23 protein-coding genes are annotated in these 24473 nt (G+C 71.8%); 19 read left to right on the top strand and 4 right to left on the bottom strand.

Annotated features, from left to right (window positions below):
• Window positions 1–70: 70 nt before the first annotated feature.
• The 17 genes from KZX45_RS06205 (at window position 71) to KZX45_RS06125 (ending at window position 18514) form a co-directional block, all read left to right on the top strand.
• Window positions 71–1390 carry an extracellular solute-binding protein gene (locus KZX45_RS06205; RefSeq protein WP_248256851.1) on the top strand — a complete coding sequence of 440 codons (1320 nt, stop codon included), beginning with the start codon at window positions 71–73 and terminating at the stop codon, window positions 1388–1390.
• A gap of 97 nt (window positions 1391–1487) precedes the next feature.
• Window positions 1488–2594 carry a hypothetical protein gene (locus tag KZX45_RS06200; protein ID WP_248256850.1) on the top strand — a complete coding sequence of 369 codons (1107 nt, stop codon included), beginning with the start codon at window positions 1488–1490 and terminating at the stop codon, window positions 2592–2594.
• Between the two features lie 23 nt (window positions 2595–2617).
• Window positions 2618–3916: a metallophosphoesterase family protein gene (locus KZX45_RS06195; RefSeq protein ID WP_248257186.1), complete on the top strand. Its 1299-nt coding sequence runs from the start codon at window positions 2618–2620 to the stop codon at window positions 3914–3916.
• Window positions 3913–4818 (top strand): carbohydrate ABC transporter permease, encoded by a 906-nt coding sequence (locus KZX45_RS06190; protein ID WP_248256849.1) that lies wholly within the window; start codon window positions 3913–3915, stop codon window positions 4816–4818. The genes KZX45_RS06195 and KZX45_RS06190 overlap by 4 nt, the downstream gene beginning before the upstream one ends.
• 30 nt (window positions 4819–4848) lie before the next feature.
• Complete coding sequence (locus KZX45_RS06185) at window positions 4849–5775, top strand: carbohydrate ABC transporter permease (RefSeq protein ID WP_248256848.1); 927 nt, start codon at window positions 4849–4851, stop codon at window positions 5773–5775.
• Between the two features lie 43 nt (window positions 5776–5818).
• Window positions 5819–6619: an IclR family transcriptional regulator gene (locus tag KZX45_RS06180; protein ID WP_248256847.1), complete on the top strand. Its 801-nt coding sequence runs from the start codon at window positions 5819–5821 to the stop codon at window positions 6617–6619.
• Between the two features lie 76 nt (window positions 6620–6695).
• The gene (locus KZX45_RS06175; RefSeq protein WP_248256846.1) at window positions 6696–7958 is read left to right on the top strand and encodes a cytochrome P450; all 1263 of its coding nucleotides are present in this window, start codon (window positions 6696–6698) and stop codon (window positions 7956–7958) included.
• 1 nt (window position 7959) lies between these two features.
• Window positions 7960–9030, top strand: a complete 1071-nt coding sequence (locus tag KZX45_RS06170) for a PEP/pyruvate-binding domain-containing protein (RefSeq protein ID WP_248256845.1) — start codon at window positions 7960–7962, stop codon at window positions 9028–9030.
• Window positions 9031–9181: 151 nt separating this feature from the next.
• A complete protein-coding gene (locus tag KZX45_RS06165) occupies window positions 9182–11050 on the top strand; it encodes a PEP-utilizing enzyme (RefSeq protein ID WP_248256844.1) in 1869 nt (622 codons plus the stop codon).
• The gene (locus KZX45_RS06160) at window positions 11047–11796 is read left to right on the top strand and encodes an SDR family oxidoreductase (protein WP_248256843.1); all 750 of its coding nucleotides are present in this window, start codon (window positions 11047–11049) and stop codon (window positions 11794–11796) included. The genes KZX45_RS06165 and KZX45_RS06160 overlap by 4 nt, the downstream gene beginning before the upstream one ends.
• 8 nt (window positions 11797–11804) lie before the next feature.
• Window positions 11805–12125, top strand: a complete 321-nt coding sequence (locus tag KZX45_RS06155) for a 2Fe-2S iron-sulfur cluster-binding protein (protein WP_248256842.1) — start codon at window positions 11805–11807, stop codon at window positions 12123–12125.
• 3 nt (window positions 12126–12128) lie between these two features.
• A complete protein-coding gene (locus KZX45_RS06150; RefSeq protein WP_248256841.1) occupies window positions 12129–13388 on the top strand; it encodes an NAD(P)/FAD-dependent oxidoreductase in 1260 nt (419 codons plus the stop codon).
• A gap of 10 nt (window positions 13389–13398) precedes the next feature.
• Window positions 13399–14064, top strand: a complete 666-nt coding sequence (locus tag KZX45_RS06145; protein ID WP_248256840.1) for an HD domain-containing protein — start codon at window positions 13399–13401, stop codon at window positions 14062–14064.
• Window positions 14061–15557 carry an aldehyde dehydrogenase family protein gene (locus tag KZX45_RS06140; RefSeq protein WP_248256839.1) on the top strand — a complete coding sequence of 499 codons (1497 nt, stop codon included), beginning with the start codon at window positions 14061–14063 and terminating at the stop codon, window positions 15555–15557. The genes KZX45_RS06145 and KZX45_RS06140 overlap by 4 nt, the downstream gene beginning before the upstream one ends.
• Complete coding sequence (locus KZX45_RS06135; protein ID WP_248256838.1) at window positions 15554–16270, top strand: HD domain-containing protein; 717 nt, start codon at window positions 15554–15556, stop codon at window positions 16268–16270. Before KZX45_RS06140 ends, KZX45_RS06135 begins: the two co-directional genes overlap by 4 nt.
• Before the next feature lie 206 nt (window positions 16271–16476).
• Window positions 16477–17316 (top strand): siderophore-interacting protein, encoded by an 840-nt coding sequence (locus KZX45_RS06130; protein ID WP_248256837.1) that lies wholly within the window; start codon window positions 16477–16479, stop codon window positions 17314–17316.
• A 280-nt stretch (window positions 17317–17596) separates the two neighbouring features.
• Window positions 17597–18514, top strand: a complete 918-nt coding sequence (locus tag KZX45_RS06125; RefSeq protein WP_248256836.1) for a sugar phosphate isomerase/epimerase — start codon at window positions 17597–17599, stop codon at window positions 18512–18514.
• 262 nt (window positions 18515–18776) lie between these two features.
• Here the strand turns inward: KZX45_RS06125 and KZX45_RS06120 are convergent, their stop codons facing one another.
• On the bottom strand, window positions 18777–18938 hold the full coding sequence (locus KZX45_RS06120; RefSeq protein ID WP_248257185.1) for a WYL domain-containing protein: 162 nt from the start codon (window positions 18936–18938) through the stop codon (window positions 18777–18779).
• A gap of 305 nt (window positions 18939–19243) precedes the next feature.
• Here KZX45_RS06120 and KZX45_RS06115 point away from each other — a divergent pair, with 305 nt between their 5' ends.
• Window positions 19244–21136 carry an FAD-dependent oxidoreductase gene (locus tag KZX45_RS06115; RefSeq protein WP_282453364.1) on the top strand — a complete coding sequence of 631 codons (1893 nt, stop codon included), beginning with the start codon at window positions 19244–19246 and terminating at the stop codon, window positions 21134–21136.
• 88 nt (window positions 21137–21224) lie between these two features.
• On the opposite strand, the gene KZX45_RS06110 is transcribed toward KZX45_RS06115, so the two are convergent.
• The 3 genes from KZX45_RS06110 to KZX45_RS06100 form a co-directional block, all read right to left on the bottom strand.
• On the bottom strand, window positions 21225–22274 hold the full coding sequence (locus KZX45_RS06110) for a diacylglycerol kinase family protein (RefSeq protein WP_248256835.1): 1050 nt from the start codon (window positions 22272–22274) through the stop codon (window positions 21225–21227).
• Window positions 22275–22427: 153 nt separating this feature from the next.
• Entirely contained in the window at window positions 22428–22937 is a 510-nt protein-coding gene (locus KZX45_RS06105) for a hypothetical protein (RefSeq protein ID WP_248256834.1), read from the bottom strand.
• 97 nt (window positions 22938–23034) lie between these two features.
• Window positions 23035–23427 carry an STAS domain-containing protein gene (locus KZX45_RS06100; RefSeq protein WP_248256833.1) on the bottom strand — a complete coding sequence of 131 codons (393 nt, stop codon included), beginning with the start codon at window positions 23425–23427 and terminating at the stop codon, window positions 23035–23037.
• A 338-nt stretch (window positions 23428–23765) separates the two neighbouring features.
• Between KZX45_RS06100 and KZX45_RS06095 the strand changes: the two genes are divergently transcribed.
• Window positions 23766–24416, top strand: a complete 651-nt coding sequence (locus KZX45_RS06095; protein WP_248256832.1) for a TetR/AcrR family transcriptional regulator C-terminal domain-containing protein — start codon at window positions 23766–23768, stop codon at window positions 24414–24416.
• The last annotated feature ends 57 nt before the right edge of the window (window positions 24417–24473 follow it).

Raw genomic sequence — 24473 nt, 5'->3', positions numbered from 1 at the left:
TGCTTGACAGTGTTCCTGGCAGGCTGGCAGCCTGTATGACAGGTCGATCAGACACAAAGGAGTGGTCTACATGAGACGACGCAGCGTACAGATGCTTGCCGGGGTGGCGGGGCTCTCGTTCCTCGCCGCCTGCGCCAGCTCTCCCGGGGACCCGGGATCGAACGGCAGCGGCGACCCGGGCGGGAGCGGCAGCATCGAGTTCTGGAGCCAGATCTACGGCGACCCCGCCAAGTGGCGGGCGCTCGTCGAGGAGCTCGCCGACGAGTTCGAGGCGGAGACCGGGACCGCCGTCGAGGTCGAGCTCATCGACTTCGCCCAGGCGCGCGACCGCTGGCTGCTCGTCTCCCAGGGCGGGGACGCGCCCGACGCCGCCGACATGTTCCAGCTCACCACGTACGCGCCGCTCGGCGGCGGCAAGGCCGGCCCCATGCCGATCACCGAGTACAAGGACGAGTACTGGCCGGACCTCGACGAGCGGTTCTTCTCGTCGATGATGGTCGACGGGCAGTGGCAGGACGAGTTCTACGGCATCCCCTGGCGGGTGGACGTCCGGCCGATGCTCTACCGCACCGACCTGCTCGAGGAGGCCGGCTTCACTGAGCCGCCGGCCACCTGGGAGGAGATCGAGGAGTACGCCGCCGCGCTCACCGAGGGTGACGTGACCGGGTTCTCCTTCGGCGGTGTCGACGTCGTCCAGGGCCTGATCCCCTACTACTGGCAGACCGGCCAGGAGTACATGTCCGAGGACGGCACGACCGCCAACCTCGACACCCCCGAGATGCGCGAGACCCTCACCTGGCTCCGGGGACTCGTCGAGGACGGCGTGGTGCCGGAGGACTTCATGTCCCCCACCTTCGACCCCATGGCGGAGTTCCGCTCCGGGCGTCTCGCGATCCTCGGCGGAGCCAGCGGCTCCGACATCGCGACCCTGGTGCGCGACTACCCCGAGCTCGAGGGCAAGTGGGCCGTGGCCCCGCCCGCGCAGGGGCCGGAGAACCGGGCGACCTACTCCGGCTCCGGGTACTGGGGCGTGCTGCAGGGTTCGGAGAACGTCGAGGCGTCGGTGGAGTGGATCGCGTTCCTCAGCCGCGACGAGAACATGCAGCGGATCTCGGAGACGACCGGCTTCCCGAGCACCAACCGCGCCGTCATGGCCTCCGAGTTCTGGACCGACGCCGAGTGGAAGACCACCTTCACCGAGGTCATCGAGAACCACGCGCACACCTCGCAGGCGCCGTCGCCGTTCTGGACGGTCATCCGGGACGAGAAGCCGGGCGGCGTCCTGTGGGACATGTACTCCGAGGTGCTGGAGTCCGGGCAGCCGATCGACGACGCGATCGCCAAGGCGCAGGAGCGCATGCAGACCGAGCTGGACCGCGGCGCCCGGTAGGCCGTCGGGCCGCCGGTCCGCCCCGGGTGGACCGGCGGCCCGTCCAGCCGCGAAAGGCCCGGACCGACGGGCCACCGCACTCGAAAGGAAACTCAGCATGGCGACGACGCACCTGCAGCTGCAGGGTGAGCGCTTCTACCTCGACGGGCGCCCGACGTACGAAGGGGTCTCGTTCGAGGGCCGGCCCGTGGAGGGCCTGCTGTTCAACGCCCGCCTGGTGATGGGACTGTTCGACGATCTCAACGAGGACACCCGGGCCCGCTGGGCCTACCCGGACACCGGGACGTGGGACGCCGAGCGCAACGTGCGCGAGTTCCTGGCGCAGATGCCGGTGTGGCGCTCCCACGGCCTGCTCGGCCTCACCCTCAACCTCCAGTGCGGGAACCCGGTGCGGGGCGGCAGCTCCACCCCGGGCGGCGTCGTGCCGCTCGAGCAGCCCTGGCACGTCACGGCCTACCACCGGGACGGCTCGTTGCGTCCGGAGTGGCTCGACCGGCTGGCCCGCATCCTCGACGAGGCGGACCGGCTGGGCATGGTCGTGATCCTCGGCCTGTTCTACTTCGGCCAGGACCACCGGCTGGAGGACCAGGACGCGGTGCGCCGGGCGGCGGAGAACGTCATCGGCTGGCTCGACGACACCGACCGTCGCAACGTGATCGTCGAGATCGCCAACGAGTGCAACATCCCCCGCTACACCCACGACCTGCTCACGCCGCGCGGCATGGTCTCCTTCATCAAGGAGCTCCGGTCGGCCACGTCCACGGCCCTGCCCCTGGCCGCCAGCTACGCCGGCGTCCCGCAGTTCGGGATCGTGCCCCCGCAGGAGCTGATCGACGTCGTCGACGTCGCCCTCATCCACGGCAACGAGATCCACGGGACGGCCGACTTCGAGGCGCAGATCCGCGCGGTTCGCGAGCTGACGCGCCACCGGCCGATCCCTGTCGTCGTCAACGAGGACAACCACTTCGACTTCGACGACCGGCCCAACCACCTCTACACCGCCGTCGAGAACTACGCGTCGTGGGGCTACTTCGACCCCGGCGCCGGCGGGGACTACCACGACGGCTTCCAGTGCCCGCCGGTCAACTGGGGGCTGACGACGCCGCGCAAGCAGGCGTTCTTCCGGCACGTGGCCCAGCTGACCGGCACCACCGGGCCGACGACCGCGGGTGCGAACGTGGACGCGCACGGCGTCCGGGCCTGAGACCTCTCAAGGAGCGACGAATCATGACTGACTACAGCGCGCACGTCCACGGTTCCGACCAGCTCCACCTGTCCTGGGTCGGCGACCCGGCCAGCACGATGACGGTGATCTGGCGCAGCTGCGACCGGGAGGCCGAGCCCGTCGTCGAGTACCGCGAGGCGGGTGGCGAGTGGCGGACGGCGGCCGGGAGCCACCGGCTGACCGACGACCTCGGGGCCCTCCAGGAGGTCAACCTGGTCGGGCTGGAGCCGCGCACGCGCTACGAGTACCGCGTGGGCTGCGGCGGCGACCGGTGGGGCGACGTCAGCTCGTTCGAGACCGCGCCGCCGCACGGGGAGGTCTCGGCCATGGACGTCGTGTTCGTCTCCGACACCGGCCTCATCGGCCGGAAGGACGGCCTCGCGGACGGCACCGTCCAGGTCATCGAGGAGATCGCCAGGCTCGACCCCCTGCTCGTGCTCCACGGCGGGGACTTCGCCTACTTCGACACCGACCGGCGCTTCGAGTTCCTCGAGGAGGCCATCGACTACTTCTTCAACCAGATGGTGCCGGTCGCCGCCCACGCGCCGATGATGCCCACCTGGGGCAACCACGAGCTGATGTACATCCTCCAGGAGCGCATCGAGCCGTGGCTGGAGCGCTACGCGACCCCCGAGGGCAGCGAGGGCCGGCTCAACTACTCCTACGACGTGGGGCACGTGCACTTCCTGTCGATCTGCGCCTACCAGTTCGACGACCCGCTGCCGGAGGAGCGGCTGCGCTGGATGATCGAGGACATCCGGGCCGCCCAGGCGGCCGGCCAGCGGTGGATCATCCCCGTGCTGCACGTGGCCCCCTTCGCGGAGGGGCGGAACCACCCCTCGAACCTCGCGCTGCGTGCCCAGCTGGGCCCGGTGTTCGAGGAGCTCGGTGTGCGGCTCGTCGTGACGTCCCACGACCAGGCCTACGAGCGGACCTTCCCGCTGGTCGACGTCCCCGCCCGGAACGCGCCCACCTCGGACTCGCTCGTCGAGTACGGGCCCGAGGACGGCACGGTCTACCTCAAGGTGAGCCCGGGCGGGAAGCGCAGCAACATCAACAAGAACTTCTCCAACTTCGCCACCGAGGAGGCCCCGCACTGGACGGCGGTCCGCAACAACACCATCCACAACTTCGCCCGGCTGCGCTTCACGGCCGACGGCGACCTCGTGGTCGAGGTGCACGGCGTGCGTGGTGACGGCAGCCCGACCGTGCGGGTCGACGAGTTCACGCTCCGCGGCGGCCGGACGCCGGTGCTCGCGCAGGAGGCCGCGTCGGCACGCGCCGAGGGTGGCTCCCGATGACCATGCGGGTGCGCCGCCGGGTGTTCATGGGCGTCATGCTCGCCCCCGCGCTGCTCCTGGTGCTCGTGCTGGGCGTGTACCCGATGGTCGAGACCCTGCGGCTGAGCTTCTACGAGTACGACCTGTACCGGATCGCCTTCGCGGGCACACCCTTCGTGGGGCTCGACAACTTCCGGACCCTGTTCCAGGACGACGCCTTCCTCCGGACGCTGGCGAACACGCTCACCTTCGGTCTCCTCGTCACCACGGCGCTGATCGTGGTCGGCCTGCTGATCGCGCACGTCCTCAACAGCGAGATCCGCGGCAGGGTGCTCCTGCGGACCGTCTCGATCATGCCGTGGTTCGTGCCCGGCGTCGTCGCCGCCGCGGTCTGGGTGTGGATCCTCTCGCCGGCACAGAGCCCGATCAACCAGCTGCTCCACGCCGTCGGGCTCATCCAGGAGGACGTCCGCTTCCTTGCCGACACGTCGTCCGTCGGGACGATCAGCAGCCCCCTGCTGTCCATCTCGGCCGCCCGCATCTGGAACGGTCTGCCGCTCGCGGTGATGATCCTGCTCGCCGGGCTGCAGTCGATCAGCAAGGAGGTCTACGAGGCGGCCAAGATCGACGGGGCCTCGCCGGTGCGGACCCTCTTCAGCATCACGATCCCCATGATGATGCCCACGATCAGCGTGCTGACCGCCCTCGTCCTCATCGGGACGGTCGGGCACTTCGAGCTCGTGTACCTCATGACGGGCGGTGGGCCGGCGAACCTCACGAACACCCTGGCGGTGTACTCCTACCAGGAGGCGTTCACGAACGGTCAGTTCGGCCTGGCGGGGGCGGCCAGCAGCTTCATCCTCGTCATCAGCGCAGTGATCGGGGTCGGCTACATCCTGGCCGACCGCAGGGCCAACCGGTAGGCGGATCGCAGACCCATGAACGGACAAGCCATGTTGGAACAGGTAGCCGTCCAGGAACCCGAGAAGCGGCGGGCCGAGGGGACCGGCGCGCGGCCGGACGTCCCCGGGCGCACACCCCGACGGCGGATCTCGACGCTCCAGATCGTCTCGGTCGTGGTCGCCACCGTCGTGGTGGGCTACCTGCTGCTGCCGTTCTTCTGGATGCTGAAGTCCGCCTTCCAGGCGCCGGCCGAGATCACGAGCATCCCGCCGGTGTGGGTGCCGACCGACCCGTCGACGGAGAACTTCCGCCAGGCCCTCGCGATGATGCCCTTCGGTCGCCAGATGATGAACTCGCTGCTGGTGGCCGGCGTCGCCGCGGCCGGGACGGCCGTGGTGGCGAGCATGGCGGCCTACGTGACGTCCCGGTTCCGCATGCGCATCACCGGCATCGTCCTCGGGGTCTTCATCTTCAACCAGCTCGTCCCCGAGATCACCCGCCTCTTCCCCGTGTACTTCCTGCTCGAGCGGCTGGACCTCGTGAACACCTACACCGGCATGATCCTGACCTACATGGGGTTCATGCTCCCGTTCGCCGTCCTGGTGCTGCACGGCTACTTCCAGGACAGCTGCCCCAAGACGCTCGAGGAGGCCGCCTACGTGGACGGCTGCTCCCACTTCGGGGCCTTCTTCCGGGTGTTCCTCCCGGTGTCCCGCGCCGGGATCCTCTCCATCGTCTGCGTGGTCTTCCTCCAGATCTGGAACGACTTCATCTGGGCCAGCACGCTGCTGTACCAGGGGGAGAAGACCATGCTGCAGGTGGGGCTGCGGTCGTTCTTCGGCCAGGGCGGGGCGGTGGAGTACATGGGGCCGTTCATGGCCGCGTGCGTGCTTACCATGCTGCCTGCCGTGTTCCTGTTCGTCTTCGTCCAGCGCTACATGGTCTCCGGGCTCAGCAACGGAGCGGTCAAGGGCTGAGGGGGTCACGGTGGCCGGAGGGGCACGTACGCCGGGCCAGAGCGTGGCCTCGAAGGTCCTCGCCATTCTCGGCGCCTTCGAGAGCGGTCCCACCGCGCAGTCGCTGACCGACATCGCGGCCCGCAGCGGCCTCCCGCTCAGCACGGTCCACCGGCTCGTACGCGAGCTCGAGGAGTGGGGGGCGCTCAACCGCGACCCGGACGGCGACTACCGGGTGGGGATGCGGCTGTGGGAACTCGGCCAGCACGCCGGCCGTCAGGTGCGCGAGCGGGCCCGGCCGATCCTGCAGGACCTCTTCGGCCTGACCCAGGAGACCGCGCACCTGGCGATCCGCTCCGGCCCGGACGTGCTGTTCGTGGAACGCATCTACAGCTCGAAGCGTGTGCCGCGGGCGGCGCGCGTCGGCGGCCGGCTGCCGCTGCACGTCTCCGCCGTCGGCAAGGTGCTGCTGGCCCACGAGGACGAGTGGTTCCGGGAGACCTATCTCCTGCGTGGCCTGGAGGCGATGACCCGGTCCACCAGGGTGGACGCCGCGGCCCTGCGCGCCGAGCTCGACCGGATCACCCGCCAGGGCTACTCGATCACCAACCAGGAGGCCCGCGTGGGGTCCTGCTCCGTCGCCGTCCCGGTCTTCCACCGCGAGGGCCGGGTCGGTGCCGGTCTGGGACTGGTGGTGGCCGCGGCGCAGGCCGGCTCGCTCACGCGGTACCTGCCCGCCCTGCGGGCCGCGGCCAAGGAGATCGAACGCGTGACGGCGCCCTTCCCGCTCTCGACGATCCTGTCGACCATGCGGGGCGGAAGTACGTCCGGCGCCGGCGCACGGAGCGAGAGCGCCTTCCACTGAGTGGGAGCGGCTCCTTGGCGGGGCCGGCGCTTCCCGGTTTCATGAGACGCACGACCAGACCCGTGATGGAGCAGGCATGGCAACGACGCAGGACGTGACCGCACGGTCCACCGGATGCCCGGTGGACCACCACGGCTACCAGCCGTTCGACCAGCACGACCCCTTCCCCGCCTACGCCGAGCTCCGGCGCGAGGCGCCCGTGATGTTCGACGAGCGGATCGGCTACTGGGTGGTCACCCGGTACGACGACATCAAGGCCGTCTTCGCCGACTGGGAGACCTTCAGCAGCGAGAACGCCCAGAAGCCCGTGCGCGAGCGGGGCCCGCAGGCGCGGAAGATCATGGAGGACGGCGGCTTCACGGCGTACTCGGGGCTCTCCGCCCGGGTCCCCCCGGAGCACACCCGCATCCGCGAGATCGTCCAGCGGGAGTTCACGCCGCGTCGCTACAAGACGCTCGAGCCGTTCATCCGCGCCAACGTCGACGTGCTCCTGGACAAGCTGCTCGCCCGCCCCGACCGGCGTGCCGACCTCTTCCGCGACCTCGCCTACGACGTCCCCACCATCACGATCCTCACCCTGCTCGGAGCCGACGTCGGGCAGATCGACACCTACAAGCGCTGGTCGGACTCCCGGGCGGCCATGACCTGGGGCGACCTCTCCGACGAGGAGCAGGTCCCGCACGCCCACAATCTCGTCGAGTACTGGCAGGAGTGCCTCGCCCTCGTCGCCCGCGCGCACGAGGAGGGAGGCGACGACCTCATCTCGGACCTGGTGCGCGACCAGCAGGACGGCGCCGAGATCACCGACCACGAGATCGCCTCCATCGCCTACAGCCTCCTCTTCGCCGGCCACGAGACGACGACGACGCTCATCGCGAACTCCCTGCGCGTGCTCCTGGCCCACGGCGACCAGTGGCAGGCGCTGGTCGAGGACCCGAAGCGGATCAAGGCGGCGATCGAGGAGGTCCTGCGGTACAGCCCCTCGATCGTCGGCTGGCGGCGGCGGGCCCTGAAGGACGCGGAGATCGGAGGGGTCGCGATCCCCGCCGGCGCGGACGTGCTCCTGCTCATGGGCTCGGCCAACCGCGACGAGGCCCACTTCGCCGACGGCGAGACGTTCGACATCGACCGCCCCAACGCCCGCGAGCACCTCGCCTTCGGGTACGGCATCCACTACTGCCTGGGCAACATGCTGGCCAAGCTCCAGGCCCGGATCGTCCTCGAGCAGGTGGTCGCCCGGGCACCGCAGCTCACCCTCGAGGACCCCGACGCCATCGGCTACCGGGAGAACCTCTCCTTCCGCATCCCCCTCGCCGTGCCCGTCACCTGGGAGGCCTGACGTGACCACCTACGTCCAGTTCTTCGACGCCGCTGCCGAGCCGGAGCACGACCTCCTCGGCGGCAAGTGCGCCTCGCTGGTCTCCATGACCGCCGCGAGCATGCCCGTGCCGCCCGGCTTCGCCGTCACCACCGCCCTGTACGACGCCTTCCTCGCCGAGGCCGGCATCGCCGACGACATCGCCCGCCTCCTCGCCGGGCTCGACGCCGACGACGTCACCCACGTCGACGCCGTCTCCGCCCAGATCCGCGACGAGATCTGCTCCCGGCCCATCCCCGAGCCGCTGCGGGTCGCCACGAGGGCCGCCTACGACGAGCTCATGGCCCGGTGCGGCGGGGAGGTCCCGGTGGCCGTGCGTTCCTCCGCGACGGCGGAGGACCTTCCGGACGCCAGCTTCGCCGGCCAGCAGGACACCTACCTGTGGCTCACCGGCTGGGACGAGGTCCGCGAGCACATCCGCCGCTGCTGGGCCTCGCTGTACACCAGCCGCGCCATCATCTACCGCCTGCGCAACGGCATCGTCGACGACGGCCTCTCCATCGCCGTCGCCGTGCAGAAGATGGTCAACGCCCGCACCTCCGGCGTGGCCATGACCCTCGACCCCACCACCGGCGACAGGTCGAAGATCGTCATCGACGCCTCCTACGGCCTCGGCGAGATGGTCGTCTCCGGGCAGGTCACGCCGGACAACATCGCCCTCGACAAGGTGATGCTCACCGTCGTGACGGAGACGCTCGGTGACAAGCACGCCGAGCTGGTGCCGGACCGCGAGTCCCGCCGCCTCGTCGAGCGCGAGGTCGACGCCGAACGCCGCGCGCGACGCTGCCTCACCGACGCCGAGCTCCGGGAGGTGGCCGCGATGGCCAAGCGGGCGGAGAAGCACTACCGCTGCCCCCAGGACATCGAGTGGGCCATCGACGACGACCTCCCGGCCGGGGAGAACCTGCTCCTCCTGCAGTCCCGGCCCGAGACCGTCTGGTCGGCGAAGCCGGCCGCGGCGCCCGGGCCCGCCTCCTCCGCCGGCGGCATCAGCGGCTTCACGAGCGTCCTGCTGGGCGCGGCCGTGGTCTGAGGCACGCCCCCCGCACGCACGACAGCACCGCACCCCCGCACCGCCAGCCACGTACCGCACGAACCCGGCACCGAGCACGACCCCACACCCCCCGCGACGACGACGCCGCGCCCCCCGCTGCACCGACGCAGCCGACAGGAACAGGTGAGTCATGGCCCGCAAGTCCTTCCCCAGCCCGTTCGACCTCCCCACGCCCCCGGGCGCCGAGGGATGGGAGGACATCTACCCCTACTACCTCGTCTTCCAGGACGCCCTGAAGGCCGAGGAGGACGAGAAGTTCTGGTTCTGCGACAGCCAGCACTGGCCGACGGTGTTCAAGCCGTTCGAGACCATCGGCGGGGAGTTCGCCGTCAAGTGCCTGGGCCAGTACAACGCCCGCCACCTGATGATCCCCACCGCCAACGGCATCGAGTTCCGGGTGCACCTGGGCTACCTCTACATGTCCCCGATCCCCGTGCCCGAGGACCAGATCGCCGCCCGGGTGCCCCTGTTCGAGGAGCGGGTCGGGTACTACTTCCAGAACTGGGAGCGCCTGCTCGAGCAGTGGAAGGTCAAGGTCCGCGCCACCATCGACGAGATGGAGACCATCGAGTTCACCCGGCTCCCCGACGTCGTCCCCACCGAGGACATCCTCTCCGGCAGGGCGATGGACGGCAGCGAGAAGCTCCTCGAGGACTACGACCGGCTGATCCAGCTGTGCTACCGCAACTGGCAGTACCACTTCGAGTTCCTCAACCTCGGCTACATCGCCTACCTCGACTTCTTCAACTTCTGCAAGGAGGCGTTCCCGAACATCCCCGACCTGGCCATCGCCACCATGGTCCAGGGCGTCGACATGGAGCTCTTCAAGCCGGACGACGAGCTCAAGGAGCTCGCCGCCCTCGCCGTCGAGCTCGGGCTCCAGGGCCAGTTCGGCGACACCGACGACGTCGCCGGGACCCTCGCCGCGATCGCCGCCGCCCCGGGCGGGGACCGGTGGACCGCCCGCTATGAGCAGGCCCAGGACCCCTGGTTCAACTTCACCGTCGGCAACGGCTTCTACGGCCACGACAAGTACTGGAACGAGCACCAGGAGATCCCGCTCGGCTACGTCGCGGACTACATCCGCCGCCTCGAGGACGGCCAGCAGATCATGCGGCCCGTCGAGGAGCTCATCGCCGAGAAGGAGCGGATCGTCGCCGAGTACCGCGAGCTTCTCGACGGCGAGACCCGGGCGGCGTTCGACGCCAAGCGCCAGCTCGCGGCCACCGCGTACCCCTACGTCGAGAACCACAACTTCTACATCGAGCACTGGACCATGGGCGTCTTCTGGCGCAAGGTCCGCCAGCTCAGCCGCGTGCTCCACGCCGAGGGCTTCTGGAGCGAGCCGGACGACCTGCTCTACCTCAACCGCAACGAGGTGCGCGACGCCCTCTTCGACCTCGTGACCGGCTGGGGCGTGGGCGCCCCGGGCGGACCCATCGGCCCGGTGTACTGGCCCGCCGAGATCGAGCGGCGCCGCGCGATCGTCGACGCGCTCAAGACGGCCCGGCCCGCCCCGGCGCTCAACACGCCGCCGGCGGTGATCACCGAGCCGTTCACCCGCATGCTGTGGGGCATCACCACCGAGCAGGTCCAGTCCTGGTTGGGCGCCGGGGACGACGACGACTTCACCGGTCTGCGCGGCATGGCCGCCTCCCCGGGGGTCGTCGAGGGGGTGGCCCGCGTGGTCCACGACGCCGACCAGCTCGACCAGGTGCAGGAGGGCGACATCCTCGTCGCGACGGTGACCGCGCCGAGCTGGGGGCCTATCTTCGGGAAGATCAGGGCCACCGTCACCGACATCGGCGGCATGATGAGCCACGCCGCCATCGTCTGCCGGGAGTACGGCCTGCCCGCCGTCACCGGCACCGGCTCGGGCTCGACGACCATCCGCACCGGGCAGCGCCTCCGGGTGGACGGCAACACCGGCACCGTGACCATCCTCGGCGACGAGCCGGAGGAGACGCCGGCGGCCGTCCTCGACGGGGCGGTGCGGTGACCGCAGCGACCAGCCGGACCGTGCTCGTCACGGGCGGCGCCGGCGGGCTCGGGCGCGCGTTCGCGCTCGGGCTCGCCGGGCCCGGCACCACCGTGGCGGTGGCCGACGTCGACGCCGCCGGCGCCGAGGCGACCGCCGCCCTGGTGCGCGAGCAGGGCGGGCAGGCGGCCGCCGTCGAGGTCGACGTGACCTCCCCGGCGTCCACCGAGGCGATGGCCGCCGAGGTGGCACGGCTGGGCGGCGGCATCGACGTCCTGGTCAACAACGCCGCGATCTACGCGGGCATCACCCGCAGCCCGTTCGAGGAGATCGACCCCGACGAGTGGGACCGGGTCATGGCCGTCAACCTCAAGGGACCGTGGCTGTGCGCCCGGGCGTGCAGCCCCCACCTGCGCGAGGGCGGCTCGGTCATCAACATCTCCTCCGCCACCGTCTACAGCGGCTCGGAGCAGTGGATGCACTACGTCGCCTCCAAGGGCGGGGTGATCGCGCTGACCCGGGTGATGGCCAAGGAGCTCGGCCGCCGTGGGATCCGCGTCAACGCGATCGCGCCCGGCTTCACGCTCACCGAGGCCAGCTACGGCCTCATGGAGGACGCCGAGACCTACGGCGTCGACCGGGGCGCCCTGCGCCGGGCCTCCCGGCCCGAGGACATCGTCGGCGCCGCCCGCTTCCTCGCCGGCCCGGACAGCGCGTACCTGAGCGGGCAGACCCTCGTGGTCGACGGCGGACGACAGTTCATCTAGGAGGAACCATGCCCCAGATCACCTACACCGACCACGAGGGCGCCACCCGCGTCGTCGACGGCGTCGCCGGGGACTCGGTCATGGAGACCGCGGTGCGCCACGGCGTGCCCGGGATCGTCGCCGAGTGCGGCGGGTCGCTGTCCTGCGCCACCTGCCACGTGTTCGTCGCCGAGGAGGACCTGGACCGGCTCGCCCCGATGAGCGAGATGGAGGACGAGATGCTCTACGGCACCGCGGTGGACCGGGAGGAGAACTCCCGGCTCTCCTGCCAGCTGCGCCTGACGGACGGCTGCGACCTCCACGTCACCACCCCCGAGACGCAGGTCTGAGCGATGTCCGGACTGCTCATCGTCGGCGCCAGCCAGGCCGGGGTCCAGCTCGTCGCCTCGCTGCGCGCGCTCGGCTTCGACGAGCCCGTCACGCTGCTCGGCGAGGAGAACCACCGGCCCTACCAGCGCCCCGCGCTGTCCAAGGAGTTCCTGCAGGACAAGGTGGGCAAGGAGTCGCTGATCTTCCGCACCCAGGCGTACTGGGACGAGCACCGCGTGGACCTCGTCAAGGGCGAGCGGATCGAACGGGTCGAGCGACGGTCCGACGGCTCCGGCACCGCGCACGCGGCGTCCGGCCGCGCGTTCCGGTTCGACCACCTGGCGCTCGCCGTCGGCGCCCGGCCCCGCCGCCTGGACTGCCCGGGCCACGACCTCACCGGGGTGCTCTACCTGCGCAACGCCGACGACGCCCTCGCGCTCAAGGCGCACCTGCCCGCCGCGAGCGACGTCGTCGTCGTCGGCGGCGGGTTCGTCGGCCTCGAGGTGGCCCGCAGCGCCCACGCGCTGGGCAAGCGGGTCACCGTGCTCGAGGCCGGGCCGCGCCTGGTGGGCCGGGCCGTGGGGGAGGAGACCTCGGACTACCTCCTGCGCGCCCACCGTGCCGCCGGGCTGGACGTCCGCCTCGGCACCCAGGTGAGCGGGTTCGTCGGCGACGACGAGGGCCGGCTCACCGGGGTCGTGCTCGCCGACGGCGGGACCGTGCCCGCGCAGATCGCGCTCGTGGGGATCGGCGCCGTGCCGAACACCGAGCTGGCCGAGCAGATGGGCCTGGCGGTGGACAACGGGATCGTCGTCGACGGCTCGGCGCGCGCGTCCGACGGCACCACCCTCGCCATCGGCGACTGCGCCAACCTGCCCAACCCGGTGCCCGGCTCCCCGCCCGGGGAACGGCTGCGGCTCGAGAGCGTCAACAACGCCGTCGAGCACGCCAAGGTGGCCGCGTACTCGCTGGTGGGGCGCCGCGAGGAGTACGCCGGCATCCCCTGGTTCTGGTCCAACCAGGGCGACCTCAAGCTGCAGATCGCCGGCCTGTCCCTCGGGCACGACGCCACCGTGGTGCGCCGCGACGACACCCGGGGCAGGTTCTCCGTCCTCTACTACCGCGCCGGGCGGCTGGTCGCCGCCGACTGCGTCAACCACCCGCTCGACTTCATGGCCGTCAAGAACGCCCTCGCCCAGGCGGCGACGATCCCCGCCGAGCTCGCCGCCGACGCCACCCTCCCGCTGAAGGGTCTCGCCCGGCGCGAGCCCGCCGCACACTGAAGGAAGTGTCATGTCCGCACCGCCCGCCACCCGCCTGACGACCGACCTGCCCGTGGACACCTCGCCCATCGTCCTCACCCCGGCCGCCGGGACCGACCTCGACGACGTCTGGCGCGCCGTGGTCCCCGAGACGCGGGCCCGCAGCAACGACGTCCACCTGCCGATGTCGCTGGCCTACGCCGAGCGGCTGTGCGCGGTGCACCCCGAGGCCGACGCCCACCTGGTGCGGGTGGCCACCCTGCTGCACGACACCGGCTGGGGACGGGTGGACGAGGAGCGCATCCTCTCCGAGGGCTTCACCGGCGACTGGCGCAAGGCGGAGATCAGGTTCGAGCACGAGCGCCAGGGCTGCCTCGTCGCCCGCGAGGTGCTGCCCCCGCTGGGCTACGCGCCGGAGTTCGTCGACCGGGTGACGGCGATCATCGACGGGCATGACACCCGGCCGTGCTCCCTGTCGCTGGAGGACTCGCTGGTGCGGGACGCGGACCGGCTGTGGCGCTTCGACTACGCGGGCATCGCCCTGGCCGCCGGATGGTTCCGGCTCGACCCGAGCACCTACGCCGACCGGCTCGAGACGGAGATCCTGCCCGAGCTGCTCACCGAGGCCGCCCACACCCTCGCCGTCACCCACCTCGCCCGGTCCCGCGCGCTGCTGAAGACGGACGTGCTGCGGTGAGCGCGGCGACGTCCGACGCCGGGGCGGCGGTCCTCGACCGGGGGAGCCTCGACCTGCCGTACACCCGCGAGGACGACCACTTCATCGACGGCGCCTGGCGGCCCTCGACCGGCAGCGTGCGCAACGTCGTCGTCGACCCGGCCACCGAGGAGGAGTGGGGCGCCGTCCCGAACGCCACCGCCGAGGACGTCGACCGGGCGGTGGCCGCCGCGCGGCGGGCGCTGCCCGGCTGGGCCGCCCTGGCGCCCTCCGAGCGGGCCGCGCTCATGCTCCGGGCCGCCGACGAGCTGGAGCGCCGCGCGCAGCCGCTGGCCTGGACGAACAGCCGCGAGAACGGCTCCCCACTGGCGGAGACGGCCGGCGCGGCCGCGAACGCCGCGGGCATCCTGCGCTACTTCGCCTCGCTCGCCGACCACCTGGAGACGCCGGACGTCCGCCCGTTCCCGAACGGCGGCGGGGAGACCGTCGTCAGCTGGGACCCGGTCGGGGTGTGCGCGCTCATCGCGCCGTGGAACTTCCCCATCAACCTGGTGGTCATCAAGCTCGCGCCCGCGCTGCTGGCGGGCTGCACGGTGGTCGTCAAGCCCGCCTCGCCCACACCGCTGTCGATCCGGCTGGTGGTCGACGCCGTCGCCGCCGCGGGGGTCCCCGCCGGCGTGGTCAACCTCGTGACCGGGAGCGGGGCGGTGGGGGACACCCTCGTGCGCCATCCCCAGGTGGCCAAGGTCGCGTTCACCGGCTCCACCCCCGTCGGGCGCCGCATCGCCGCCGCGTGCGGGGAGCTGCTCCGGCCCGTCACCCTCGAGCTGGGCGGGAAGTCCGCCGGCATCGTGCTGCCCGACGTCGACGTCGACGAGCTGTCCCGGGTGCTCATCCGCTCGTGCCTGCGCAACACCGGCCAGACCTGCTACATCTCCACGCGGCTGCTCGTGCCGGCCCAGCGGTACGACGAGGTGCTCGACGCCGTCACCGCCACCGTCGCGGCCGCCCCGCTGGGCGACCCGCTCGACGAGCGCACCGTCTTCGGGCCGGTCGCCACCCGGGCGCAGTACGACACGGTGCTGGAGTACCTCGCCGCCGGGCACGCCGAGGGCGCCCGCGCCACCACGGGCGGGTCGGCCGCCGACCTGGGCCGCGGCTACTACGTCCGGCCCACCGTCTTCGCCGACGTCACGCCCGGGATGCGGGTCGCCCGCGAGGAGATCTTCGGCCCGGTCCTCAGCGTGCTGCGCTACGACGACGTCGACCAGGCGGTCGACATCGCGAACGACACCGCCTTCGGGCTCGGCGGCATCGTCTTCTCCGGCGACGACGAACGGGCGTACCAGGTGGCGCGGCGGGTCAGCACCGGCTCGATCGGGCTGAACTTCTTCGCCTCGAACCACAGCGCCCCCTTCGGCGGACGTGGCGACTCCGGCCTCGGTGTGGAGTACGGGCTCGAGGGGCTGCACGCGTACCTCTCGCCGCAGTCCGTCCATCGGCGGGTGAGATGACCCGGCTGGCCGGACGGCCCGCCGAGCCGGCGGGCGCCCGTCCCACCTCTCTGCTGGGCCGCGACATCGGCCACCTCGTCCCGCCGGGGGCCGCGGTGCCCGGCCTCGTCACGCTGACGGGGTGCGACCGTGCCGTGTGGGAGAGCGCGGCCGGGTACCTGCGGGTGCGCGACAACGACAGCCACACCCTGTACTCCTACGGCCTCGCCACCGCGCTGCTCGCGCAGACGCCCGAGGCCCGCGCCGAGGTGGTGCTGCCGGCGATCCTCCTGCACGACACCGGCTGGTCGGCCGTGCCGGAGGAGCACATTCTCGAGGCGATCGCTCCCCGGGCCCGGCGCCCCGAGCTGGTGCGCGCCCACGAGATCGCCGGCGCCCGCATCGCCCGGGAGGTCCTCACCGACCTCGGCTTCGCCTCCGCCGACATCGAGGAGATCGTCGCGATCGTCGACGGCCACGACAGCCGCGCCGAGGCGCTCTCCGTCGACGACGCCTGCGTCAAGGACGCCGACAAGCTCTGGCGGATCACCCCGCACGGACTCCGCACGGTGCAGCGGTGGTTCGGCCTGGACGCCGACGAGGCGCTGCGCCTCGTCAGCATCCGCACGCACGCGCACCTGCACACGGCCGCGGCCCGGGCGATGGCCGGTGCGCTCGGGGCGCTGGCGTCGATCGACCTGACCGCGGAGCGGGCGGCGCTCGCGGACGGGTGACCCGCACGGCCGGCGGCTGAGTGGCCCGTCCGCGTTCTCGATGCCCTCCGCCGGAGTGCGCTCGGTCGGACTTGGTGCGCGGGCGCGCGGTGCAAGACTTGTTCCGACCGGGCACTCACGTCGACCACCCGCGTGCGGACAGACCGCACGCACGACCGAAAGGGGAACGGGGAGCGGGCCGACGAGGCCACGCCCCCTGACCAGCGATGAACCCCACCTCTCCCACGCTCGTCCGCGAGCGCGTCCGCCACGACTTCGCCGTCCGCCCGATGACCGTCACCCGGTGGCGCGACGTCACGCCCCGCCTGCGCCGCGTGACGCTCGCCGGCCCGATGGACGGGTTCGCCAGCCTCGGCCCCGCCGACCACGTCAAGGTGTTCTTCCCGAACCCTGTCACCGGCGAGCTCCACGCCCCGCGGGTCGCGCCGGGCGGTGGCATCGAGCGCCCTCAGGGGGTTGAGCTCGTCAGCCGCGACTACACGCCGCTGGTCAACGACGACGACGAGCTGGAGCTCGACTTCTTCCTCCACGGCGACGGCGGACCCGCCGCCGGCTGGGCCGCCCGCGTGACCGAGGGGGACCGGATCGTCGTCGCCGGCCCCCGCGGGTCCAAGCTGGCGCCGACCGGCGTGGACCGGTTCGTGCTGGGCGGCGACGAGTCCGCGCTGCCCGCCCTCTCGCGCTGGCTCCGGATCCTGCCCGACGACGCCGACGTCACCGTCCTGGCCGAGGTCCAGGACGCCGACGACGAGGCCTACCTCGCGGGGCTGGCCGGACCCGGCTGCCGGATCACCTGGCTGCACCGCGGCGACGACGTCCCCGGCACCACCTCGCTGATCGAGGACGCGGTGCGCGCACTCCCGAGCACCGACGGCCTCGCCTTCTGGTGGTTCGGCGGCGAGGCCGGCACCCTGCAGCCCGTCCGCCGCTACCTGCGCCGCGAGCTCGGCCTGGACGCGTCGACCGTGGAGTGCAGCGGCTACTGGAGGCGCGGCGTCGCGAACCACGACCACCACGTCCCGGTGGACCCCGACGACGCCGAGTAGCGCGAGCGCGACGGCGAGCAGCGAGTTGGCGATGCTCACGGTCGAGCAAGAGGTCTCGTGCCGAGCAAGCGGGCTCACGCCTTCTTTCTCGACACGGGACTTCTTGCTCGCGCGGAGGCATGACCGGGGCGGCGGGCGCTCGCGCGGAGGCATGACCGGGGCGGCGGTCCGGTCGCGAGGAAAACGTGGCAATTCGGGCAACAAACGGCAACCAGTGGGCAGGGCGCCGACGGTGGCACAGTCTGATCGCAGACACTGACCGATCAGGCGAGGCTCCACGATGACAACCCGATCCACCACCCTGCCGCGCCTGGCCGTGAGCACACTCGGGTACCTGTGGGGCACGGTCGACGCCACGCCCCTGGAGCAGCTGGCCCAGGGCTTCGCCGACCTGCACGACATCGGCTTCACCGCCGTGCGGGTCGACGTGCCGGACGACCTGCCGCTCGACGACTACGCCCACTGGCTCGGCGTGTACCAGCTCGCCCCGGCCACCGGCATCTTCGCCGCCACCTTCGACGGCGCCGAGGCCCTGCCCGCCGTCCTCGAGCGGGCCCGGCGCACCGCCGCCCAGCACACCGCGCTCGGCCTGGACCGGGTCATGCTCATCGCCGACCCGGTCCCGGCCCGCGTGGCCCGCCCGGCCGTCGGCGCCGTGGCGGACAAGGGCGCGTTCGCCCGCGCCCTCGACGAGCTCGGCGAGACCGCCCGCGCGCTCGCCGCCGAGGGACTGCGCCCCCTGCTCCACCCCCGCGTGGGCGGGCTGGTCGAGACCGAGGCCGAGGTGGTCGCGGTGCTGGACACGCTCGGGGCCGACGTCCTCGGCTTCGGCCCAGACACCGGGCACCTGCGCTGGGCCGGCACGGACCCGGCCGAGATCGTGGCGCGCTACGCCGACCGCGTCGGCGCCGTCCACCTCTCCGACGTCTACGCCGACTACGCCCAGCCCACCCGCCGCGGCCGCGGCAAGGACTACCACGAGCTCGTCGCCACCGGGCGGGTCTGGGCCGAGCCGGGCTCCGGCGTCGTCCCGTTCGATCGCGTCCTGGCCGCGCTGCCCGCCGGCTTCGACGGCGACCTGTTCGTGGAGATCGAGCGGCCCAGCATCTTCTCCGTCTACGACGCCTACCTGCAGGCGTACGAGTGGGCCGGGCACGTGCTCGCGCCGCTGGTGGCCGCGCCCGAGCCGCTGCGCTGACCCGGGCGCGCCCGGGCACGGGCGATCACCCTCGGGAAGGACCCGAGGACGCCGCGTCGAGCAGAGCGACGACGTCGTCGCTCAGCAGGTGCTCCTCCTCAAGCTCCAGGTCCTCGACCGTTGCGACTTCGCTGAAGGCGGCTACTCGCTCGGCGAGCGCAAGATCCGCGGGTCCTAGCCCTTCGGCCGCGACTCGACAGCGCACGGCAAGCTCATGCAGGACCGCCCGCCTCGACGATGCACGTGGTCTCGCTCTCCGCCGTCACGACGCCGTCGTTCCGGCCCGGGCGCGGGACGTGCGCCAGTCGTCCCGGACGACGTCCCAGGCGAGGAGGTACCACCCTCGCCCGGTGCAGACGAGACGGTGCGGCTCGACGTCGCGGCGGCTCCCCGCCCCGGCGTGGCTGGTGTAGTCGAACCGCAGCCGCCTACGACCAGCTCGACATGCTCAGCCAGCTCGGCGTGCCGATGGCAGACGTCGGGGGCATAGATCTCGCGCATCGCCTGCAGGTCGCCGGCGACGAACGCCTTGGTGGCCCCCGTCGGTGGCCCCCGGGTCGGCTTCCTCCGTTTTCCGGGACTGGCGCCTCCGAATCTCACCGGGCGAGTCCGGACGCGGGAATGTCCCCACCGCGATCGGGGTTACCACGAACATCGATGCATTTGCATCAACTGGTACGGAGTGATCGTGGCCGGCAGAGGATCGCCGGCCGAGAGGAGAGCGTCTTCATGTCCGAGAGCAAGAAGGACCTCGGGGCGAGCAGCAGCCGGAGCCCGGGCAAGGTGACCGGTCGTGCGAAGCAGCACCGCGGCTCAATCGGGACCGTGTCCCAGCTGGGCCTCCCCGACGAGGTGGACGTGGCGATCGTCGGCTCCGGCGGGGCTGGGCTGATGGCCGCGCTCACTGCCGCCAAGCAGGGTGCACGGGTGCTCGTCGTCGAGTCGCGGGAGCTCGTCGGCGGCGCCACCGGCATCTCGGCCGGTGCGGCGTGGATCCCGAACCACGGGTTCTCGACCAAGCAGCTCAAGGTGCGCGACGACCTGGACCAGGCGCGGCGCTACATGTACGGCCAGGGCCGGGACAAGACCCTCGACCACGAAATCGTCGAGGCCTTCCTCGAGACGGGCCCCCACGTCGCCCGGTACATCGAGGAGAACACCGCCTTCGGCTGGATCCCGGCGATCTGGCCCGACTACCGGTCCGACATCGACGGCGCGTCCGTCGGCCGGGCCCTCTTCCCCGGCCCCTTCTCCCCCGAACGGCTGGGCGAGGCCGCCAAGTACGTGCGACCCGCCCTGACGACCGGCATGGCCAAGAACCCGCTCCCGTTCTGGATGCTCAACGGCATCAGCCCCGACGACGTGTGGATGGCCGGGCCGGCCCTGGTCGGCGCCCTGCTCGACGCGAGCCTGCGCAACGGCGTCGACGTCCGCGTCGAGTCGCCCGCGGTCCGGCTCGTCACCGAGGACTCGGGGGTGCGCGGCGTCGTCGTGCTGGCCGACGGCGTCGAGCGGACGGTCCGGGCAGCCAAGGGCGTGCTGCTCACCACCGGCGGCTACGAGACCTCCGAGGAGCTCACCACGAAGCACCTCGGTGCGCCGTTCGGTGTGCAGGTCTCGCCCAAGGGGCACGAGGGCATCGCGGTGCAGCTGGCCGAGGAGATCGGGGCCGACCTCACCGGCATGGAGGACGCGTGGTGGATGCCCGGCGTCCAGCTGCCCGGCGAGGAGCTGGAGGGCCGCCCGCTCGCCCGGGTCTTCCTCGGCGAGCGCGCGCTCCCGCACAGCATCATGGTCAACCGCAAGGGCGAGCGGTTCGCGAACGAGGCGCTCGCCTACGACCAGTTCGGCGCCATCATGAGCGCGACCGACCCGGAGACCGGCGAGAAGCCGAACGCCGAGGCGTGGCTCATCTTCGACCAGAACTACTGGGAGAAGTTCGGCATCTTCGGCGTCACGCCCGGCGGGGAGGTGCCCGAGTACCTCTACCGTGCCAAGACCCTCGCCGAGCTCGCTGCGCAGATCGGGGTCGACGAGGTCGGGCTGCTCCGCACCGTCGACGAGTTCAACCCCGACGCCGCACGCGGCCAGGACCCGAAGTTCGACCGCGGCGGCACGCTGTTCGACAGGTACTTCGGCGCCTTCTACCCGCGGCTGGGCAAGGCCTCACCGGACGCGCTCTTCCCGGCCGCCACGGCCAGGGCGCGGACGGCCATCGCCAAGCTGATCGGGCCGGTCGCCAACAAGGCGGCCGCCGGGACGGCGAAGAAGGCCGACTTCGACCGGCTGCGCTCCCTCGTGGTCGGGCCGCTCGCGGCGATCATGCGTCCGGTCCTCAAGAGCCCGCGGTCCAGCGTCCTCGGCCCCGTCGACACCGCGCCGTACTACGCGCTCAAGGTGGAGGCCAGCGCGCTGGGCACCGTGGGCGGACCGAGGACCGACGCCCGCGGGCGCGTGCTCGACACCGAGGGCGAGGTCATCCCCGGCCTGTACTCGGCCGGCAACGCCGGAGGGGCGCCGACCAAGGGCTTCTACGGGGGCGCTGGCGGGACGATCTCGCTGGGCCTGGTGTTCGGCTACCTCGCCGGACTGGAGGCGGCACAGCGGCGGGTGGACGCCTAGGCAACTCGGTACCGACCTCGGCCGCCGTCCCGACGGCGGCCGAGGTCGTCCCCGCCCCCTTCGCGCTGGTGGGTGACGCCCCGTGCGGTCAGCGCCGCTTCGGTGAGCCTTCCGCGAGATCGGGGCTGCGGTCGGGCTGGTAGACGCACAGCCACAGGGCTGCCGGTCGTACGGTGGCCGCCAGGGTCCGTCGTGGCTCGATGACGTCGCCGTCGAGCTGGCGGGGTTGGTCGCGGTCGCTGGTGACGGTGATGCGTGAGCCGCGCAGCACCTCCATCCGGGGCACGTGCTCGTGTCGGCGGAGGATGCCCCAGGCCAGGGCGGTCCACTGGGAGAGGCGACGGGGGGTGAGGATCGCGACGTCGAGCTGGCCGTTGTCGGGCTCGGCGTCGGCGAGGAGTCGGACGCCCCCTTGCAGGCGGCCGACGTTCCCGATGACCACGGTGCGTGCGCGCCGGCGGAGGGGTGGGTCGTCGTCGATGCGGATCTCGACGCGCATCGGACGGTCGCGGAGGTGCTTCAGGGCGGAGAGCACGTATGCGGGTGAGCCGATGCGGGCCTTGAGCGTGGTGGAGGCATCCCCGAGGAGGTTGGCGTCGAATCCCATGCCCGCCATGACGGCGAAGGCCTGGCCGTCGACCTCGCCGATGTCGAGGAGGTGACGCCCGCGTTCGACGGCGAGCCGGACACCCTCGGTCGGGTCGTCGGGCAGGCCCAGGTTGGCGGCCAGGAGGTTGCCTGTGCCGGCGGGCAGCACTGCCAGCGCGGCCTCGGTACCGGCAAGGCCCTCGACGCACGAGCGAACCGTGCCGTCCCCGCCGCTGACGAAGACGACCTCAGCCCCTTCCGCGACCGCCCGACGTGCCTGGCCGGCGCCGGGATCCTCCGGCGTCGTCTCGAACCACAGCGGAGCCGGCCAACCGGCCCCGGCCAGCGTCTCCTCGATGGTGGCCCGGAGCTCGTCCAGGCCCTCGACCCGTGCCGGATTGACCACGACCGCGGTGCGCAGGGGCCCGCCGTGCTTGACGCGCTGCCGGTCGGCCGGCTCCGGATGCTCGCCCGGCGCGGCAGCAGCACCCGCGGTAGCGCTCGCAGCCCTCGCGTCGGGAATCGTCTGGTCTGCCGGTGTGCCGTCCACGTCGGCCAGTATGGGCGCGGGCGGACGCGGCCGCCCGGGGAGATCTTCGGGGCACCGTCTTGTCGTAGCCCGGACGGCAGAAAGCTGGGGCGAGCGGCGTTGTACGCCGCTCGCCCCAGCAAGGGGGCCTGGGTCCAGGGCCCCCGTCGTGCGTCAGCTGTTGTGGTCGCTGGCGCTGTCGCGGGTGTAGTTGTCGGTGCGCTCGTCGTCGTCGCCCTCGATCTCCTTGGCGAGCATGGCGGCGCCGACGGTCCAGATCGCGGCACCGATCAGACCGACCCAGACGCCGATGTCGGAGGAGAGGTCGTCGCCGCGCTCCAGGCCGCCCATCGGGTTGATGGCGAAGAAGAAGCACTGGAGGGTCGCGGCGATGCCGACGGCCATCGTGACCAGTGTGAGGCCACGGTGCTGGCCGCGGCGTGCACGCTTGGCGGCGTAGACCAGGGCGACGAGCAGGCCCAGGCCGAGGTAGGCGATGAAGGGCACGAGGGAGTCGGTCTCGTAGCCGGTGCGGGGATCGGCACTGTCGTCCGGGTTCACCCAGTTCATGAGCGGCGAGATGTTGAAGATGACGATGCCGGCCGCGGCTGCGGCCAGCCCGGTGGTCCGGGCGCGGCGGGTGCTGCGGGGCGCCGGGGTGACGTTGGTGCGTGCTGAAGTCATGGGTAATCCGTTTCTGGTTTGGTGTGCTGCGGTACGAGGGCGGGTGTTGGACCGGCGCCCGTCGAGGGAGATTGCGGCCAGTCGTGCGGGGCCGGGTTCAGGAAGAGGCTGTGGACACCGACGTCGGTTCGCCGGCGGTGGTCGCGAGGGACGCACCGTCGTGGTCGACGATGTCGACGAGCTCGCCGATCCGCGTGACGTCGAGCAGGAAGCGGACGACGTCGGGCGGGCTGATGAAGATGGGCCGGTGGTCTGTCAGCTGGACGAGCCGGCTGAGAGCGGCGATGGCGGAGGAGTCCATGAACGTGACGTGGCGGGCGTCCACCTCGACCGGTCGGTCGTGACGTGCGGCCTCCCGGACGGCCTCGAGCAGTTCTGCCTTGGTGGCCAGGTCGAGCTCGCCGGCGAGCGCCAGACGGACGTGGGTCTTCGTCAGGATCAGCGCGACGGTGCCAAGTTCGTGCTCGGGGAGAGGGGAGTAGTCAGCCACGGTGGCCTCTTCTCCCGAGGTGGACAGGTGCGCCCACTTCGGTGGGTTCTGGGTGATGGACGGGCCGGTGCACGGTCTGTGCGCGTGCGCTTGGTCAGTCTCGGCTGGGGCCGGAGCGCGACGCGAAGCTTGTGAGTGGTGCTGAGGCGGGCGGTACCCGTCGGGCGTGCGCTATTGGCACATGTACAGCGTAAGTCTACGATGTAGATCTACGCAAGTGGGGACGATCTCCTGAACTGAGATCCGAGCCACACGAAGGGAGTGCAGTGCCGAGATCACCGAGGTCCGCAGATGCGGGAGCGGCAGAGCATGGAGCCCGGCGCCGACGCCGTGAGCCCTTGAGCCGGGAACGGGTCCTCGCGGCAGCGCTGGGTCTGGTGGACGCCGAAGGAGTCGAGGCGTTGACGATGCGCCGGCTGGCGCGAGAGCTGGGCTGCAACGCGATGGCGCTGTACCGCTACGCCGACAGTCGGGACGCGCTGCTCGACGGCGTGGTGGAGACCGTCATGGCCGAGCTGACCATCGCCACCGACGGGGACGACTGGGAGGGACAGCTGCGGCAGACCGCGCACGAGTTCCGCAGCCTCGTGCTCGCGCACCCCCGTGTGGTGCCCCTCCTGGTCACGCGTCCGCTGTCCACGCCGCTGGGCCTTCGCCCGCTCGGCACCCTGCGCCCGCTCGAGACGATCCTGGCCCTGCTGGTCGGTGCCGGCTTCTCGCCCGGGGACGCGCTGCACGTCTACCGGGCCTACATCGGGTTCCTCTACGGTCACGTCCTCACGGAGCTGCAGGAGCTGGTCGCCAACCCCGAGGAGAGCGACGACCTCCTCCGCCTGGGCCTGCACCGGCTCCCGCCCGGGGAGTTCCCGCTGCTCCGGCGTCTCGCCTCCGAGCTGGCCGACTACGACGGCGCCGCCGAGCTTGACCGGGGCCTCGACATCCTTCTGACCGGGTTGCGCGGCCAGCTGCACCCGGTTGCCCTGACATGACCCACGAGAGCGAGGCGGTTCCCGCGGACACGGTGAACCTGGGCCGGAGTCCCGCCA

The organism is Georgenia sp. EYE_87 (genome assembly GCF_023148685.1).
Taxonomy (GTDB): Bacteria; Actinomycetota; Actinomycetes; order Actinomycetales; family Actinomycetaceae; genus Georgenia.
Note: the sequence above shows the minus strand (reverse complement) of the source record. Positions and strands in the feature narration are given on the sequence as shown.

Bases quoted from the DNA above. Each gene is read 5' to 3' on its own strand.
- KZX45_RS06190 (WP_248256849.1), top strand. From the start codon at position 3,913: ATGACCATGCGGGTGCGCCGCCGGGTGTTCATGGGCGTCATGCTCGCC.
- KZX45_RS06115 (WP_282453364.1), top strand. From the start codon at position 19,244: ATGTCCGAGAGCAAGAAGGACCTCGGGGCGAGCAGCAGCCGGAGCCCG.
- KZX45_RS06155 (WP_248256842.1), top strand. From the start codon at position 11,805: ATGCCCCAGATCACCTACACCGACCACGAGGGCGCCACCCGCGTCGTC.
- KZX45_RS06135 (WP_248256838.1), top strand. From the start codon at position 15,554: ATGACCCGGCTGGCCGGACGGCCCGCCGAGCCGGCGGGCGCCCGTCCC.
- KZX45_RS06185 (WP_248256848.1), top strand. From the start codon at position 4,849: ATGTTGGAACAGGTAGCCGTCCAGGAACCCGAGAAGCGGCGGGCCGAG.
- KZX45_RS06200 (WP_248256850.1), top strand. From the start codon at position 1,488: ATGGCGACGACGCACCTGCAGCTGCAGGGTGAGCGCTTCTACCTCGAC.
- KZX45_RS06175 (WP_248256846.1), top strand. From the start codon at position 6,696: ATGGCAACGACGCAGGACGTGACCGCACGGTCCACCGGATGCCCGGTG.
- KZX45_RS06105 (WP_248256834.1), bottom strand. From the start codon at position 22,937: ATGACTTCAGCACGCACCAACGTCACCCCGGCGCCCCGCAGCACCCGC.
- KZX45_RS06145 (WP_248256840.1), top strand. From the start codon at position 13,399: ATGTCCGCACCGCCCGCCACCCGCCTGACGACCGACCTGCCCGTGGAC.
- KZX45_RS06165 (WP_248256844.1), top strand. From the start codon at position 9,182: ATGGCCCGCAAGTCCTTCCCCAGCCCGTTCGACCTCCCCACGCCCCCG.
- KZX45_RS06150 (WP_248256841.1), top strand. From the start codon at position 12,129: ATGTCCGGACTGCTCATCGTCGGCGCCAGCCAGGCCGGGGTCCAGCTC.
- KZX45_RS06130 (WP_248256837.1), top strand. From the start codon at position 16,477: ATGAACCCCACCTCTCCCACGCTCGTCCGCGAGCGCGTCCGCCACGAC.
- KZX45_RS06205 (WP_248256851.1), top strand. From the start codon at position 71: ATGAGACGACGCAGCGTACAGATGCTTGCCGGGGTGGCGGGGCTCTCG.
- KZX45_RS06195 (WP_248257186.1), top strand. From the start codon at position 2,618: ATGACTGACTACAGCGCGCACGTCCACGGTTCCGACCAGCTCCACCTG.
- KZX45_RS06125 (WP_248256836.1), top strand. From the start codon at position 17,597: ATGACAACCCGATCCACCACCCTGCCGCGCCTGGCCGTGAGCACACTC.